Source organism: Microbulbifer maximicatervae (SeqCode) (genome assembly GCF_052467325.1).
Genome location: NZ_CP174310.1, coordinates 3,769,090 through 3,785,690, shown reverse-complemented (window position 1 = coordinate 3,785,690; position 16,601 = coordinate 3,769,090). Strand labels below are relative to the sequence as shown.

The following is a 16,601-nucleotide window of genomic DNA, read 5'->3' as shown; positions in this document are numbered from 1 at the left end:
TAGCCGGCGGGGACTTGAGGAACAGAGCATGCAGCAACTGAATCCCTCTGAGATCAGTGAAATCATCAAGAGCCGCATCGAAAATCTCGATGTGAGCACTGAAGCCCAAAATGAGGGCACCATTGTTTCCGTATCCGACGGCATCATCCGCATCCACGGCCTGGCCGATGTGATGTACGGCGAGATGATCGAGTTCGAAGGCGGCGTTTACGGTATGGCGCTGAACCTGGAGCGCGACTCCGTTGGTGCTGTAATCCTGGGCGACTACAAGGCGCTGGCTGAAGGCCAGAAGTGTCGTTGTACCGGCCGTATCCTGGAAACCCCCGTTGGTCCGGAACTGCTCGGCCGCGTTGTAGACGCGCTGGGTAACCCGATCGACGGCAAAGGTCCGCTGAACAACAAGCTGACCGACGCGGTAGAAAAAGTAGCGCCTGGCGTTATTGCCCGTCAGTCCGTTGATCAGCCTGTACAAACCGGTTTGAAAGCGGTTGATACCATGATCCCGATTGGCCGTGGCCAGCGTGAGCTGATCATCGGTGACCGTCAGATCGGTAAGACTGCTGTGGCGATCGACGCCATCATCAACCAGAAAGGCACCGGCGTTAAGTGTGTCTACGTTGCCGTGGGCCAGAAGCAGTCCTCTATTGCCAACGTAGTGCGCAAGCTCGAAGAGCACGGCGCTATGGATCACACCATCGTAGTAGCCGCTGGCGCCGCCGATCCGGCAGCGATGCAGTTCCTGGCTCCCTACGTCGGCTGTACCATGGGTGAGTACTTCCGCGACCGCGGTGAAGACGCCCTGATCGTATACGATGATCTGACCAAACAGGCTTGGGCCTACCGTCAGATCTCCCTGTTGCTGAAGCGTCCGCCTGGACGTGAAGCCTACCCCGGTGACGTTTTCTACTTGCACTCCCGTCTGCTGGAGCGCGCCGCGCGTGTAAACGCCGACTACGTAGAGAAGTTCACCAACGGTGAAGTGAAAGGCAAGACCGGCTCTCTGACCGCCCTGCCGATCATCGAAACCCAGGCCGGTGACGTATCTGCGTTCGTACCGACCAACGTGATTTCCATTACCGACGGCCAGATCTTCCTCGAGACCGATCTGTTCAACTCCGGTATCCGCCCAGCGATCAACCCGGGTATCTCTGTATCCCGTGTAGGTGGTGCAGCGCAGACCAAGGTGATCAAGAAGCTGTCCGGTGGTATCCGTACCGCTCTGGCTCAGTACCGCGAACTGGCGGCATTCTCCCAGTTTGCCTCTGACCTGGACGAAGCTACCAAAGCCCAGCTGGATCACGGTGAGCGCGTAACCGAGCTGATGAAGCAGAAACAGTACTCTCCGCTGTCTATCGCGGACATGGCTGTTTCCGTTTACGCCGCCGACAAGGGTTACCTGAAAGAAGTAGAAGTTGCCAAGGTTCTCGATTTCGAAGCCGCCCTGCTCGCTTATATGAACAGCGAACACGCAGAGCTGATGGAGAAAGTGAACAGCACTGGTAACTACAACGACGAAATCGACGCAGCTTTCAAAGCCGCTATCGAGAAGTTCGTCGCTACTAGCAGCTGGTAAGAACTCCCTGGAGAGCGCGAGAGAGCGGCGTGTCCGCTCTTTCGGAATCTAACTTCCAGCGAACAAGGTAAATCACTATGGCAGGCGGAAAAGAAGTACGCACAAAAATTGCCAGCATCAAGAGCACGCAGAAAATTACTGCCGCAATGGAAATGGTTGCAGCCAGTAAGATGCGCAGGGCTCAGGATCGCATGGCACTGGGGCGTCCCTACGCCCAGCGCATACGCGCAGTGATCGGCCACGTCGCCAACGCTTCGGCCGAGTACCAGCATATTTACCTGCAAGAGCGCGAGGCCAAGCGGGTCGGTTTTATCCTGGTATCCACTGACCGCGGACTCTGTGGTGGCTTGAACGTCAATATGTTCAAAGCCGCTATTCGCGAGATGCAGGCGTGGTCCGAAAAGGGTGTCGACGTCGAAGTCTGCGCGGTAGGTAACAAGGCGGCCAGTTTCTTTAATGCCATCGGCAGCAAGGTTGTCGCAGCGGTACGCGATCTGGGCGATGCGCCCCAGGCCAACCAGCTGATTGGCTCAGTTAAGGTAATGCTGGACCGTTACGCAGAAGGCGATATCGATCGCCTGTTCCTGGTATCCAATGAGTTTATCAACACCATGTCCCAGAAGCCGCAGGTTGAGCAATTGCTGCCGCTGCCGAAGGACGAAGATGAAAAACTCATGCACGAGTGGGACTACCTCTACGAGCCGGATCCGGTTGAATTGCTGGATGGATTGCTGGCTCGCTACATCGAGTCCCAGGTATACCAGGCAGTAGTTGAAAACAAAGCCTGTGAACAGGCAGCGCGTATGATCGCGATGAAGAGCGCCACCGATAACGCCGGTGAGCTGATCGATCAGTTGCAGCTTGTCTACAACAAGGCGCGCCAGGCGGCCATTACCCAGGAACTGTCCGAAATTGTCGGCGGTGCGGCGGCGGTTTAATCCGCTGCCAGTAATGGTCAGCCTAGAAAGAATTTAAAGCTGAGGATCCGGAAATGAGTAACGGGCAAATTGTGCAAGTGATCGGAGCGGTCATCGACGTGGAATTCCCACGCGATTCTGTTCCGAATGTATACGACGCACTGGTGGTTGAGGACAAAAACCTCACCATGGAAGTGCAGCAGCAGTTGGGTGACGGCGTGGTACGCGCTATTGCCATGGGTTCATCCGAAGGTGTCAGCCGCGGTCTGTCCGTGCGCAATACCGGCGCTCCGGTTTCTGTACCGGTTGGCCTGGAAACCCTCGGTCGCATCATGGACGTGCTCGGCAACCCGATTGACGAGTGTGGCCCAATCGGTGAGAAAGAGCGCTCCTCTATCCACCGCGCTGCACCGACCTACGAAGAGCAGTCCAGCTCTACCGAACTGCTGGAAACCGGCATCAAGGTAATCGACCTGGTTTGCCCGTTCGCCAAGGGTGGTAAGGTTGGTCTGTTCGGTGGTGCCGGTGTAGGTAAAACCGTAAACATGATGGAACTGATCAACAACATCGCTACCGAGCACTCCGGTCTGTCCGTGTTCGCAGGTGTTGGTGAGCGTACCCGTGAAGGTAACGACTTCTACTACGAGATGGCTGAATCCGGCGTTGTTGACCTGGAAAACAAAGCCAACTCCAAAGTGGCGATGGTTTACGGCCAGATGAATGAGCCGCCCGGCAACCGTCTGCGCGTAGCCCTGACCGGCCTGACCATGGCGGAGAAATTCCGTGATGAAGGCAAAGACGTACTGTTGTTCGTCGACAACATCTACCGCTACACCCTGGCCGGTACCGAAGTATCCGCACTGCTGGGCCGTATGCCTTCTGCGGTAGGTTACCAGCCGACCCTGGCGGAAGAGATGGGCGTTCTGCAGGAGCGTATTACCTCCACCAAGACTGGCTCTATCACCTCTATCCAGGCGGTATACGTACCGGCGGATGACTTGACTGACCCATCTCCGGCGACCACCTTCGCGCACTTGGACTCCACCGTAGTACTGAGCCGTGATATCGCCGCTAAAGGTATCTACCCGGCTGTTGACCCGCTGGACTCCACCTCTCGTCAGCTGGACCCACAGGTAATCGGTCAGGAGCACTACGAAGTGGCTCGCGGCGTACAGTCTGTACTGCAGCGCTACAAAGAGCTGAAGGACATCATCGCGATCCTGGGTATGGACGAGCTGTCTGAAGAAGACAAGCAGACCGTAGCCCGCGCGCGTAAGATCGAACGTTTCCTGTCCCAGCCGTTCCACGTTGCGGAAATCTTCACCGGTGCACCAGGTAAATACGTTTCCCTGAAAGAAACCATCCGTGGCTTCCAGGGCATCCTGAATGGTGAATATGACCACATGCCGGAACAGGCCTTCTACATGGTGGGAACCATCGACGAAGCTGTGGAAAAAGCCAACAAAGCCAAGGGCTAATCGAGAGAGGCATATACTATGGCCATGACAGTACATTGTGACATTGTCAGCGCCGAGCAGTCTCTCTTCTCCGGACTGGTAGAGATGGTGATTGTGACTGGTATCGAGGGTGAGCTGGGTCTCTCCTACGGTCACGCCCAGTTGCTTACCGCTCTGAAAGCCGGTCCGGTGCGCATCATCAAGCCCGGTGGTGAAGAGGAAGTACTGTTCGTCAGCGGTGGCTACGCCGAGGTACAACCTAATATGGTGACTATCCTCGCCGATGTAGCCGAACGTGAGATCGATGAAGACGCCGCGCAGAAGGCCCGCGAAGAAGCGGAACACGCCCTGCACAAGGCACCGTCTGAAGTCGACTACGCGCGCATCTCAGCCCAGCTGGCCGAAGCCGAAGCGCGTCTGCGTACCCTGCAGGCAATCCGCAAGGCGGCCGGTAAGTAAACAGTTCTTACCTTCTCGTAAGGCCTGTTTCCAGGCGACAAAAAAGCAGCTTCGGCTGCTTTTTTTATTCTTCTGGAAAACTCTAAAAGCCTACCCTTACTCCTACCCTGCGCACACCCTATAACGGCTATAGTTTCAAGTGATGGTTGTATGTTTAAGGATTGAAGAAGCTATCAACTATGAAATGGATGTTAACTGTCGCGTATTTACTTTTCATGTTTGCGCCCTTGACTGCCACTTCTAACAAAGTGATTGCAGCCTCTATTAAAACTAGTAAAGAACCTACTACAGCTGAAAATCTAAAGTCCCCTAGAGCGTTACTAATTCACGGAAGTATCACCTCCCCTATATATGTAGATCCTGAAAATAATGTGCCTGAACACTTGGTGGAGTTTGGTTTCTTTCATTCCGGATGGACTGTCGATGAAATTGCTGAGGTATCGCAATTTACAACGTTTGTTGACGTCTATTACAATGAAATAGATATTATGAAGGTCGCAAGAAGTCATGGACTAAAGATATGGGTACAAATAGCTCCGATATTCTTTGATGGTTATCCGACCTATAGGAAGCGAGCGGATTATTTGGAACGGTGGGAACTAGCAAGGAAACGATTAGAGCCATTTAGTGATATTATTATAGCGTTTGATCCATTAGATGAACCTTTCCATCGCTCAAAATTAAATAATCAAACACTAAAGCTATATCTAGAAGAAATTGCTCAATTAGTGAAAGAAAGCTTTCCTAAAGCAAAAAGAGCAATTACATTTATGAATGAAACAGTTAGGAAGTCAAATTTCAAAAAAATAATTCCTAAAAAATATAATTTATTTGCTGTAAATTACTATGTAGGAGAGAGTTTTCAACAACAACTAGTAGAAAAGCTAATGGTTAAAACATCACATTTAGATGTTAAATATTATTTAATTCCAAGAGCATTTAAAACCTCGAATAGAGGTTTCGGTAGTATTTCTGAATCACAATTAATCAGCCAGGCAAAGCAAGCTTATGATTTTGCAATAGCAAACCCCAAGGTTATCGCCATTTATCCCTTTGTTTGGGAGAGCATTTTTGGCAAAGACGACTACTACCTTGGGGTTGACAATCTCGAGCGAGTACAAGAAGAGTATCGAAAAATAGGTCACGCGATATCAAACACCAGATAAACTATTTTTTATCACCCATTATGTAAGTGCTGTATATAGCTCTATCATCACCAAGAACCTGCAGGGCAAATAGTTTTTCTTCAAGTGTCTTTACAGACTTCATTCTAAAATCCATTAAATCAGTTGATTTTAAATCAATGACAATAAAATCTGCTTCTTTTCCTTTTTCAAAGTTTCCAACTTTGTCATCGATATCCAATGCTTTTGCAGATCCTAAGGTTGCAAGATAGAAAGCTTTTAGCGGAGAGAATGTCTTTATATTGTTGTTATTTCCAATCGACTTTTGCAGCTGAACTACCTTATAGGCCTCATCCATAGTCTCTAACATAGAGAAACTGGTGCCGGCTCCCACATCGGTTCCCAGGCCCACGCTAACATTGATTTCTTCACCTCTATTAAGCGGGAATAATCCGCTCCCTAGAAACAGATTAGACGTTGGGCAAAAAGCAATAGCGCTGCCGACAGAAGCCATACTTTCCATCTCTTTGTCATCCAGGTAAATACCATGAGCAAACACTGAGTGGTCCCGATTTAATCCATATATGTTATAAACATCAAGATAACTATTTGCTTCTGGGAACAATGATTTTACCCAATTAATTTCATCCTTATTTTCGGAAACATGGGTATGCATATACACATCGGGATATTCATCTAGTAACTTAGCTGCCTGCTTAAGCTGCTCAGGAGTACTTGTCGGGGCAAATCTTGGAGTAATGGCATAGCTCAATCGATCCTTATTATGCCAACGTTCGATCAGTTTCTTGCTATCGGAATAGGCACTTTGCGGTGTATCTTGCAGGTATTCTGGCGCATTGCGATCCATCAGCACCTTACCTGCAATTAGTCGCATGTTCTCTCGTTGAGCAACTTCAAAGAGAGCATCTACAGACTCTGGGTGAACGGTACCAAATACAAGTGCTGATGTTGTGCCATTCTTTAGTAACTGACTAATAAAGAACTCTGCAACCTCCTTTGCATGTTCTTTATCGGAAAATTTCCTTTCAGTTGGAAAGGTGTATTCTTTAAGCCACTCTAATAATTGCTCACCATGAGCCGCAATCATTCCCGTCTGTGGATAGTGAATATGAGAATCGATAAAGCCGGGAAGTATTAACTTGCCGCGATAATCTACAATCTCTGCGCCTCTTTTTTTTACCGAAATTTCTTCTTCAGAAATTATCCCGGCAATTATTCCATCTTTGACAATTAATCCGCCATCCTCAATATACTCATAAGCTTTACTAGTCTTCGCCGGGTCGGAAGTAAAATGAAGTATGTCACCTTGAAATATAGTTGTCTCTGCATAAACAAAGTTGCTAGAGGCTGAGAGTAATAGAAATAATTTAGCTATATTGGACTTTATATTGCTGCTTAAAGATAAATATTCGACCACCAATTCACTCCGTTAAAATAATAAGCAAACCTACATATTTAGCATTTGAAAGATAATGTGACAAATTTATTTCGATTGTCTCTAGAAGAGCTGGAATACAAAACAACAAATTAACTTATATATTGAGTAATAACCTACTTAAAAATACAGAAATTTGATTTGTATATCTTGTATTTGGAAAAAACTTAATAAATTCCATCTAAACTTGTACTTAAATCTAGATTGAAGGCTCTCAATCCATGTTTAAACATCCAGATCACGTAACAGTAGTTGTTACGAAATTAGAGGAAAGTGTCAGCTTTTTTGAATTGCTGGGTTTTGAGCTTCTACTCAAAAACTTTCTAACTGGCGAGAAAGCGTCACGGTATCTCCAGGTGGATAATGTAGAAGCAGATCACTTTACGATGGTACTAAAGCAGTCATCTCCGAAATTTGAGATACAGCTACTTCACTACCGAAATCCAGTGGTTAAAACTAATCCATCACTAATTGACTTGGCAAGGCCCGGTTATAACCATCTGTGTTTAAAGGTAGATAATTTGAATGAAGCTTTAGAGTATTTATCGAAGCAAGGAATTAGTACAAGAAGCGGAATATTGGAGTATCAAGATAAAAAATTAGCTTTTCTCTTGGGACCAGAGAATATAACCGTTGAATTAGCCGAGTGAATTGTCCAAGCAAATAGATAGTACTTCTACTCAAACTTGACATGTAAATCTCTCGAAGAAATGATACTAGCCTAGCTAAAATTTATGTCTCCATATAAATTCGAGATATTGACATGGCAAATGAAATCATCTTTTATACGAATCCTCAGTCGAGAGGCTGTATTGTTCGATGGATGTTAGAGGAGATATCAGTACCCTATCAAACCAAAGTACTTGAATATGGCGAAGACATGAAATCGCTAGAGTATCTTGCTTTGAATCCCATGGGGAAAGTTCCAACACTAGTGCACGACAACAAAATAATAACTGAAGCAGCAGCAATATGTGTCTACTTGGCTGATGTGTTTTCCGATTCAGGTTTGTCTCCGATGAATAACGAAGAGCGTGCCAATTATTACCGGTGGATGTTTTATTCGGCTGGACCTCTAGAGTCCGCCATTGTGAATAAATATATCTTTGATGAAGATGTGGCTAAAGATAAACAGCAAATGTTGGGTTACGGTAATTATAAACTTGCACTAGATACGCTATCTGGTGCAATAAAATCAAACCCGTATATTGTTGGAGAACGTTTTACAGCAGCAGATGTATATATTGGTGCACAGCTGGGGTGGGGGTTACAGTTTGGAACTATAGATGGACGTGAAGAGTATCAGGAGTATGTAAATCGTTTATCTCAACGTAAAGCATTTCAACGAGCTCAAGAACTTGATGCAGCTTTGGAAAAAGACATGAATATAAGCCCAGCTTAAATTTAAATATATTTTGTTTGAACTAAAAGGTCAGAAACTATATTCCTGACCTTTTTGATTTATCCCAAATACTAGTTTTCAACTAAAAATTCCGCTTTTTATTTGCCGGACAGCTCTGTTGAATCGAAAACGATCATTTCTGTCTATAGAAGTATTTTCATCCATCATATGCTCATAATCACTTTCAACTACTTTGAGATAATCTAGTGCTTCATCTTTATCCCCTTTCATTGCAATAAGGTATGAGCGAGACAAGCACATTCTTAATTTATGAGCATCTGTTAGATGTTCTTTAGGATGATTATCGTGGAGCTTCAAGCATTCCTCTAGGCTAGCTTCGGTGAATGGGTCGTATTCAGCTACTTCCTTAGGAATTGGTTTTTTACACTTATAGATTGAGCTTGAAAATACTTGCCCATACCAGTCGAAATAATCTTCAAGATATCCCATGGTTACTTTAATCCATGGTAAACGATCAAAGAAAAAATCCTGATTAATGAAAAATGATTCACGCTCAATAAGCTTTGGCATAAACTCTGCTGAAACATGTTTATTTAGGTTCTGAGTTTTACATACATCAATGAAACAAATTTCAATTGGATTATCAGGCCAGGAAAACTCATTAAAATCACCGATATTCAGTTCAATCAATGATTCAAATGGAGAAATACTATTTTCTAGTATAGGAACAAAAGATTCACCAAACTTATAGGTTAGTGAATCACATTCCCAAACACGATCCGAACCATTTACAGGTTTAGGTAGAAAACCCAATTCATAACTACTAATAGGTTTACTATCCAATATATTTGAGTTTCTGTTGTTCGAAAAATCTGAGTTACTCATCAACCCATGTGCGAGAGAAACCACAGACGCTCCCATAAAGCTTCCGGCATCAACAATATACCCTTTTTGTTGGAAATTTTTTGACGCTAGTGAATATAGTAATTTACGCTCCGCAATCGAAACCATTCCTGGTGTTTCAAATACGCTCTGGGGAACTTCGGTTTTAGAAAATGAAATTTCTGGGTGTATATAACAACCCCTTGCAATTTCCGCATCATCAATTTCGTACATTATTTTGCTCCGGAAATAAAATTAATTACTTAGCGTAAGCTACACAAAAAACAACATTTGTCTTCATTTCATCCAGTGTAATATCAGGAATTTCCTCTCTTACTCTGGTCTCTATTTCCGGAGTTAAACGTTCTAAAACATTACTATGGGAAGGCTGTAGTTCCCAGGTTTCGATATTAAAAAACTTACGTGTTAATGCGCGCAATTCATCGACTCGAATGCGATTTAGATGTGTGTGTAAATAGTGATCATGTGGCAAATGGCGAACAATATTAATATGGTTCCAATCACAAAACTTAAGATGATCTGGATTCCCTTCATCTAAAACTGATGGATTATGAGGAGGCATATGGTGCCCACTCCAGCCATAAAAGTTGTGATGCAGAAATATAATTTTTCCTCCTTTCGATAACAACCCCGCAATATCCTCGAATACACCCTCAATTTCCAATAGGTGCTCAGTGACATTGTGTAGGCAAACCGTATCAAAGGTCTTTATACCAACGAGATCGCGGGTAGAGCACTGGCGTAAATCAATATCCGGGATCAAATCCATGATGTCCTGGCCGGACATTGGCGCGTTAACCCACTTTCTTATCCTTTTATTGCGAACTCTCCTGGAGTCTAAAGACATTGCAGGGTCTACACCGGTATAACTGTTTGCCCCAGCACAGAGGTAGCCCATGGCATAGCCGCCAAAACCACAACCGACATCTAAAACATTGCACCCTTGTACATATTTATGTAGTTTTCTTGGCCATGAACAGTAGCCGAGTTCAACGGCACTAGTGATGAGGTCAGAATCAAAATTCTTCAGTGCGTGGCGTATATTAGTGCAGTTGTGGAAAAATGCGATTTTAGCCTGTAATTCATGATTGTCCCAATCTTCTAAAGGCTCGATTTTCTTCAATTGTTTTGCTGCTTTTGAGCGGGAAAGTTTTGAAAATGCAGGGTGAGAACGGGAGGTGTCTAAAATTTCAATCGCTTCCCTGGCGTTATTTTCGATTCGTATCAGTTTGACTTGGTCAAAGACTTTTAGCGCTCGTTTATGTTCTGGACTGCACTTGATTGCTATTTTTATATCTTTTTCAGCTTGATCTATATCTCCTTTAGCTATATTTAGCATAGCGGAGATTATTCTCATGCCTACATGGTGTGGATGTCTTGATATGAAGGTCAGCGCATATTTATCACAATTTAGAATCGAACCATTTTTTGATTCGGCATAGCAAAGAAAATAAGTAGCCGGATGAAAAGGGTTGAGATCGGCAATTGGACGCAATAACTCTCTCGCCAGGTCTATTTCTCCAGCTAATGCAGCTTGCTTCCCTTGTTCAAAATTATCCAGCTGATTGATTTCTAAAGTAGACATTTAATTTTCCAAGTAATGGTAACCAGGTTTTTTGGCGTGGATATTGACTTGCATGCTGCAAATAGGTGCAGTTGCGCTCGATTTAAATCAAATATAATAAGATTGCTTATTATTGAGTACATGCTCGCAGCTAGCATTGATTTTCTTAAATTATGAAAATATTCATAAATGTGAAAGTTGGAGCTGTCAAATAATAAATTTATTTTCTCTGGGAAAACTATTCAAGGTGCAATCTGTAAAAGTTGGCGCGGATGCTAACTCGTATAATCGGTAAAGCTGTAAAGCCTGTGTTATAAATTGGATTTTGTAAGATTCACGTTATCCAATTAAGCAGCAGACGATAACACCTCAACCCTGAATAAATTGATCTGCCAACGGCCTGGTTGGCAAAACTTGTGGAGGTGGCTCTTTGAAACTGATAATAGTCGGTGGCGATGGCTTTTGTGGATGGCCAACCTCATTACATCTGAGTAATTTAGGTCATGAAGTTATTATTATTGACAATTTTTCTAGAAGAAAAATTGATAGTGAACTCAATGTAAAGTCATTAACACCGATTCGAGAACTGAAAGAACGTATTGATACTTGGTTTGAGTTAACGGGAAAGGTTATTCGCTTTGTCGAGTTGGATGTTTCCCAGAAATTTAACGATCTTGTAAATCTAATAGAGGAGGAAAAACCAGATAGTATAGTTCATTTTGGTGAGCAGCGTGCTGCCCCCTATTCGATGAAAAGTAGCGCTACTAAAAATTATACTATCGCTAATAACATTTGTGGTACCCATAATATTCTCAATGCGATTGTAGCGACACAGCTTGATATCCACTTGGTTCACCTCGGTACAATGGGTGTATATGGTTACGGCCATGAGGAGCCCATACCAATACCTGAAGGTTACTTGGATGTAAAAATAGAGACAATTGATAATCGTCAAATTTCAGACTCTATCGTTTATCCGCCTAATCCAGGCTCCATTTACCATATGACCAAGACGATGGATTCGCAGATGTTTCAGTATTATGCGAAAAATGACAGGCTTCGTATTACCGATCTTCACCAGGGGATTGTTTGGGGAACACAGACTGAACTCTCTAGTCTGGATGAGCGCCTGATAAATCGTTTTGATTATGACGGGGACTACGGCACAGTCCTAAATAGATTTCTAATGCAAGCGACTGTCGGTTTTCCACTGACTGTTCATGGCACAGGTGGTCAAACTCGTGCATTTATCCATATCTCTGATACTTGTAAATGTATTGAGCAGGCACTTTTACATCCACCGGAGCTTGGTGAACGGCCACTGATTCTCAATCAGATGGCGGAAACACAAACGCTTTCCGATCTTGCACAATTAGTTCAATCACTGACAGACTGTGAAATAAGTTATCTGCCAAATCCGAGGAAGGAGGCAGAGAGAAATGATCTCAATGTAAAAAATGATTTACTTCGTTCATTTGGATGGCAGCCGATTCTTATTAAAGATAGCCTTCTGCAGGAAATTACAGATATAACAATGCAATATCAAGATCGGGCTGATCATTCAAAAATACCTTGCGTTTCCTATTGGACACAAGGTAATAAACTTGCCGATATTTCCTATCGGGAAAAAACTAGTGAAGTTACTGAAACCATTTCCTAGTGGGTAGCTTTAGCTATGTCTACGCGAATCCTTATTACTGGTGGATGTGGATTTATAGGGTCAAATTTAGTCAAATACCTCAATACATTGAGTTTATATGACGAAATTTTAGTTTTAGATAATGAGGTCACTGGCACTACCGCAGCATTAGCCGGCATACCTCATAAATTTATTAGAGGAGATGTTAGAAATCAGCGGGATGTGGATGAGGCAGTAAAACATGCTGATGCTGTTATACACTTAGCTGCAGATACACGTGTTATTAATTCAATAAATAATCCTGTCTATAACTTCGAAGTAAATGTACAGGGGACAGTCAATCTTCTGGAAGCAATGCGAAGATATGAGGTTAGACATCTAATTAATGCTTCTACAGGTGGGGCGATCATTGGGGAAGCTGATCCACCTGTACATGAACTAATGCCGGTGAACCCCGCATCGGCTTATGGTGCGTCTAAGGCTGCAGCAGAAGCTTACTGTTCTGCATATTCTCAGAGCTATGGACTATCAATAACTTGTTTACGATTTTCTAATGTTTATGGTCCGCTTTCCCTTCACAAGGGAAGTGTGATAGCAGCCTTTATAAAAAATATTCTGAAAGGACAGGTCTGTGATGTCTACGGAGATGGCTATCAGACTAGAGACTTTATTTTTGTAGGGGATCTCTGCCAGGGAATAATGAACGCTCTGGAAAAGAGAGAAAATGGAGTATTTCAGCTAGGCAGCGGCCAGCCAACGTCAATTAACGAAGTAATTAGTTTACTAAGGGATGTCTCGGGCTGCCATGAAGACCTTGAAATAGTTAACCACCCTTTCAGAGCAGGTGAAGTACGTCATAACTATACCGATATTACTAAAGCAAAACAGTACTTGGGCTTTAGACCGGAAGTATCATTAAGGGACGGTATTCAAATTACATGGGATTACTTTGTCAATAAGGAGGATGTTCTGAAGCCCAGCCTCTCGCAGAGGGCCCTACAGAATGCAGATTGACAAATTTTCAGTAGATTCATTCCCTGATTTAAATACTTATGCAGGTTTTGAGTCGGACCAGAAGCTCAGAGTTTGTATAGCCACAGAAGAAATCCTAGGTCCGGTGAGAAATGGAGGGATTGCTTCAACCTACTATCACCTAGCGAAAGGACTGGCAGCACATGGGCACGAAGTACATGTGCTCTACTTAAAGGGTGAAACGGTTGAGAATGAAACACCTGAGTATTGGGTTGAGGAATTTTCCAATTTTGGTGTTTCACTGCACTACTTGGTGCACTCGGATGAAACAATTATCGGCCCCTCACAGAGTTGGCAGCGACGATATAGTGCGGCATACCGATGGTTAATTGAACAGAGACGTTTTGATGTTATCCACACTTCCGAATGGCGAGGTGGATTAATTTATGCGTTGATGGTTAAGAAATTGGGTTTGGCGTTTAAAGATACTTTATTTATTGTAAAGACATCGTCCCCGCACCTCTGGAATCGTCATTATCAAATGCAGCCATTGGTAAAAAGGGAGCTGTTACCAGCGAGTTTTGCTGAGCAGAAATGTGTTGAATTTGCCGATATGGTAATTGGTGGTAGCGCACACCTACTTTGCTTTATGCGCTATGTCGGCTATAAGCTGCCAACATCAACTTATGTTCAGCCAAATATTCTCGATTTTTCTGAAGTTCCTGTTGATGATAAACGCATTAATCGAAAGCCTGGTGATATAGTTCGCACTAACGAATTGACCTTCTTTGGTCGTTTGGAAATGCGGAAGGGATTGGAGCTCTTTTGTACGGCTCTGGATTTACTTGAGCGGACGGGGAATTGTCCTACCAGAGTTAATTTCCTAGGTAAATATGGTGAAGCCTTACCTAATCAAAACAATGAGAAGGTTGCGGACTATATTGAGCGAAAAGCATCTACTTGGAGTTTTGAAGTCAATTGCATCACAGATTATAACCAGCCGGAAGCTCTCTCGTTTTTGTGTTCCAGGGATATGATAGCGGTAATGCCCTCCCTGATTGAAAATTCCACCATGGCAGTATATGAAACACTAGAGAATAATATTCCTTTTATTGCAACGCGTGTAGGGGGAACTCCAGAACTTATCGCAAAAGAAGACCATGAAAGTTGTCTTATAGCACCCTACGCATTTGAGCTAGCGAAAAGGCTAGAAGAGGTGCTGAAGAATGGGCATAGGATTGCGCATTCCAGTTTTGATAATAATTATAACCTTCAAGTTTGGTATGGTTTTCATGCCTACTTAGCAGATCTTTTTAAGCAGTTTGGTGGCCCTGAAGCGATCACCAAGATTACAGGCTCTCCAGCCTTAACAGTTTCTAATGAGATTGAGCTACCGACCCTAGAAGTGGTTGTTCTATTGCGGAATACTGAGGGTGTTATGGAATTTTCTGAGGCACTTTTAGTTGATAGACCCGACTCGATCAAATTTTTATTAATCGATTCCTTTCTTGAAAATATTGCTGAGAGAGCTTCTAACTTTCTATTGGAAGCCGGTCTCGATTGTAGTTTGGTGGATTTCATTGGATTTCCAGCAGGGATTGCACTGGCTAAAAGTCTTTCTGAAAGTACTCTAGATGCTTGCATTCTCTGTGATGGTACATCCTCTCGATTAAGTGGAAAATTTTGTGGTGAGTTACGCAAAACTCTTCAAATAAATCATGAATTCATAATCACTAGCTTTTTATCTCTACCTGAAAACAAGGTGGTAATGCCGATAGGTGGAGATATCGTATCTGAGATCAGCTTTGGAAATGCTATAGGCACAAATATTATTTGTATCCCAAAACTGGTATCAAGCAAGGTGGGGTCAATACTCCCTTATGATATTCGCTACGGTTTGGTACAGGAATATATTTTAAGGGCGAACAAAGAATTTGGGTTTGAATTGATGGTTATTCCTGAGTGCCATCTTCGGAGTGATTACTATTTAGAGGAACTGGAAGAATCTCGAAATAATGCTAACTCAGTCTATTTGCGCTCAATGTCGTTGATTGAAAATGACAATATTGCCTATCGTAAATTAGCCCTTCTTCCTTCAGCTCAGCCGATTGGAGCTAAGTTAAGACCAGCACTTTATCGGGATAAGAATCGTTTGGATGAGGAACCTGTGTGGCTTTTACATGCCGACCGGCCTCGTAAAATGAAAAACCGCAATCCTAGGGTGGTTGTTGGTTTGGACGAGAGAAACTCCCATTTGCTCTGTGTAGCCAAAGGTCAGGGAAATAGGCAATTAATCGTTAATGGCGAGCCTCAGTCAATTTCTTTGGAGCTACAAGATAATGAACTTACTTTACATAGATTCCCAATTCCAGACAAATGGGAAGAAGGCGAAAAGTTTAATATTAAGTTTCTGCTAGAAGATCAAGAAATGACTTACACCCGTTTTATACGGGTTATAAAACTTTCTAAAAATGTGTTTGCAGCTATCTCTGGAAGTCCAATACTTAATGAGGTGGCTGTTGAGGAGATATTTAACCAGAAATATACCTGGAGTTTCTTCTCTAAATCGGAAAATAACATACCTGAAAACATTCAAGGGGTAGATGCTGAAGATACCACTTTATATGGACAAGATCACGCAGAGGTAGGAGAGTTTGTAGACAAGGATTATACAGTAGAAGGTAAGGATGAGCCTGAACATGATATTGCAAAACTTATCCATGAGCAGGGAAAAATCAATGAAACTGAATTTAAACCCAAGTTTAGTTTTCAGGCTGTGATTCAAAAATCTGGCACTACCTTGCAGCGCATATTCAAGGGATATACCGGCTCACCTATTAAAGGTTCAATTCCACCACGAGAACTATTTGCACTCGATCCACGGGTTCTTGAGGGATGGGCATGGGATAGAAGCAATATAGCTAAAAATTTAGTGATTGTCTTAGAGGTGAACGGAAATATTGTAGCTGAAACCATGGCGAATCGTTATGTGGAACGTTTCGGTACTCGAAACCCGAAACTAGCTTGGTATGGATTCCGGTTCTCTTTAACCCCAGAAATAAAGCAGGAAAACTCAGAAATTACCGTACGTGTTAAGGAAAATGGACTTGTCTTACGAAATGGCCGATTGCGTTATCTTAAACAAATGTTAGTCGCGATCTAAGGTGGCTTGAA

Annotated in this window: 13 protein-coding genes; 10 read left to right on the top strand and 3 right to left on the bottom strand. The window is 43.6% G+C overall.

Features of this window, described 5'->3' with window-relative positions; translation table 11 throughout:
• Positions 1–28: 28 nt before the first annotated feature.
• The 5 genes from atpA (at position 29) to ACJJIE_RS16880 (ending at position 5,572) form a co-directional block, all read left to right on the top strand.
• Positions 29–1,573 carry a F0F1 ATP synthase subunit alpha gene (gene atpA / locus ACJJIE_RS16900; RefSeq protein ID WP_108735090.1) on the top strand — a complete coding sequence of 515 codons (1,545 nt, stop codon included), beginning with the start codon at positions 29–31 and terminating at the stop codon, positions 1,571–1,573.
• Positions 1,574–1,650: 77 nt separating this feature from the next.
• The gene (gene atpG / locus ACJJIE_RS16895; RefSeq protein ID WP_282930573.1) at positions 1,651–2,511 is read left to right on the top strand and encodes a F0F1 ATP synthase subunit gamma; all 861 of its coding nucleotides are present in this window, start codon (positions 1,651–1,653) and stop codon (positions 2,509–2,511) included.
• A gap of 53 nt (positions 2,512–2,564) precedes the next feature.
• A complete protein-coding gene (gene atpD / locus ACJJIE_RS16890) occupies positions 2,565–3,968 on the top strand; it encodes a F0F1 ATP synthase subunit beta (protein WP_282930574.1) in 1,404 nt (467 codons plus the stop codon).
• An 18-nt stretch (positions 3,969–3,986) separates the two neighbouring features.
• Positions 3,987–4,406, top strand: coding sequence for a F0F1 ATP synthase subunit epsilon (locus ACJJIE_RS16885; protein WP_444892421.1), 420 nt, complete (start codon positions 3,987–3,989; stop codon positions 4,404–4,406).
• 179 nt (positions 4,407–4,585) lie between these two features.
• Positions 4,586–5,572, top strand: coding sequence for a hypothetical protein (locus ACJJIE_RS16880; protein WP_444892420.1), 987 nt, complete (start codon positions 4,586–4,588; stop codon positions 5,570–5,572).
• A gap of 1 nt (position 5,573) precedes the next feature.
• On the opposite strand, the gene guaD is transcribed toward ACJJIE_RS16880, so the two are convergent.
• The gene (gene guaD, locus ACJJIE_RS16875) at positions 5,574–6,968 is read right to left on the bottom strand and encodes a guanine deaminase (protein ID WP_444892419.1); all 1,395 of its coding nucleotides are present in this window, start codon (positions 6,966–6,968) and stop codon (positions 5,574–5,576) included.
• 239 nt (positions 6,969–7,207) lie between these two features.
• On the opposite strand from guaD, the gene ACJJIE_RS16870 reads away from it, so the two are divergent.
• Together ACJJIE_RS16870 and ACJJIE_RS16865 are read left to right on the top strand one after the other, a co-directional pair.
• Positions 7,208–7,636, top strand: a complete 429-nt coding sequence (locus tag ACJJIE_RS16870) for a VOC family protein (RefSeq protein WP_282930577.1) — start codon at positions 7,208–7,210, stop codon at positions 7,634–7,636.
• A gap of 113 nt (positions 7,637–7,749) precedes the next feature.
• Positions 7,750–8,388 (top strand): glutathione S-transferase family protein, encoded by a 639-nt coding sequence (locus tag ACJJIE_RS16865; protein WP_444892418.1) that lies wholly within the window; start codon positions 7,750–7,752, stop codon positions 8,386–8,388.
• A gap of 78 nt (positions 8,389–8,466) precedes the next feature.
• Here ACJJIE_RS16865 and ACJJIE_RS16860 read toward each other — a convergent pair whose 3' ends face one another.
• Both ACJJIE_RS16860 and ACJJIE_RS16855 read right to left on the bottom strand, forming a co-directional pair.
• Positions 8,467–9,465, bottom strand: coding sequence for a hypothetical protein (locus ACJJIE_RS16860; RefSeq protein ID WP_444892417.1), 999 nt, complete (start codon positions 9,463–9,465; stop codon positions 8,467–8,469).
• A gap of 25 nt (positions 9,466–9,490) precedes the next feature.
• Positions 9,491–10,837, bottom strand: coding sequence for a methyltransferase (locus ACJJIE_RS16855; protein ID WP_444892416.1), 1,347 nt, complete (start codon positions 10,835–10,837; stop codon positions 9,491–9,493).
• Between the two features lie 409 nt (positions 10,838–11,246).
• Here ACJJIE_RS16855 and ACJJIE_RS16850 point away from each other — a divergent pair, with 409 nt between their 5' ends.
• The 3 genes from ACJJIE_RS16850 to ACJJIE_RS16840 are packed head-to-tail and all read left to right on the top strand — an operon-like array spanning position 11,247 to position 16,590.
• The gene (locus ACJJIE_RS16850) at positions 11,247–12,476 is read left to right on the top strand and encodes an NAD-dependent epimerase/dehydratase family protein (RefSeq protein WP_444892415.1); all 1,230 of its coding nucleotides are present in this window, start codon (positions 11,247–11,249) and stop codon (positions 12,474–12,476) included.
• 15 nt (positions 12,477–12,491) lie between these two features.
• The gene (locus tag ACJJIE_RS16845) at positions 12,492–13,469 is read left to right on the top strand and encodes an NAD-dependent epimerase/dehydratase family protein (protein ID WP_444892414.1); all 978 of its coding nucleotides are present in this window, start codon (positions 12,492–12,494) and stop codon (positions 13,467–13,469) included.
• Positions 13,459–16,590, top strand: coding sequence for a glycosyltransferase family 4 protein (locus ACJJIE_RS16840; RefSeq protein ID WP_444892413.1), 3,132 nt, complete (start codon positions 13,459–13,461; stop codon positions 16,588–16,590). The genes ACJJIE_RS16845 and ACJJIE_RS16840 overlap by 11 nt, the downstream gene beginning before the upstream one ends.
• The last annotated feature ends 11 nt before the right edge of the window (positions 16,591–16,601 follow it).

Excerpts from the sequence above, each read along its gene's own strand:
- ACJJIE_RS16845 (WP_444892414.1), top strand. The coding sequence starts at position 12,492 with ATGTCTACGCGAATCCTTATTACTGGTGGATGTGGATTTATAGGGTCA.
- atpG (WP_282930573.1), top strand. The coding sequence starts at position 1,651 with ATGGCAGGCGGAAAAGAAGTACGCACAAAAATTGCCAGCATCAAGAGC.
- atpA (WP_108735090.1), top strand. The coding sequence starts at position 29 with ATGCAGCAACTGAATCCCTCTGAGATCAGTGAAATCATCAAGAGCCGC.
- atpD (WP_282930574.1), top strand. The coding sequence starts at position 2,565 with ATGAGTAACGGGCAAATTGTGCAAGTGATCGGAGCGGTCATCGACGTG.
- ACJJIE_RS16860 (WP_444892417.1), bottom strand. The coding sequence starts at position 9,465 with ATGTACGAAATTGATGATGCGGAAATTGCAAGGGGTTGTTATATACAC.
- ACJJIE_RS16870 (WP_282930577.1), top strand. The coding sequence starts at position 7,208 with ATGTTTAAACATCCAGATCACGTAACAGTAGTTGTTACGAAATTAGAG.
- ACJJIE_RS16855 (WP_444892416.1), bottom strand. The coding sequence starts at position 10,837 with ATGTCTACTTTAGAAATCAATCAGCTGGATAATTTTGAACAAGGGAAG.
- ACJJIE_RS16885 (WP_444892421.1), top strand. The coding sequence starts at position 3,987 with ATGGCCATGACAGTACATTGTGACATTGTCAGCGCCGAGCAGTCTCTC.
- ACJJIE_RS16865 (WP_444892418.1), top strand. The coding sequence starts at position 7,750 with ATGGCAAATGAAATCATCTTTTATACGAATCCTCAGTCGAGAGGCTGT.
- ACJJIE_RS16840 (WP_444892413.1), top strand. The coding sequence starts at position 13,459 with ATGCAGATTGACAAATTTTCAGTAGATTCATTCCCTGATTTAAATACT.
- ACJJIE_RS16880 (WP_444892420.1), top strand. The coding sequence starts at position 4,586 with ATGAAATGGATGTTAACTGTCGCGTATTTACTTTTCATGTTTGCGCCC.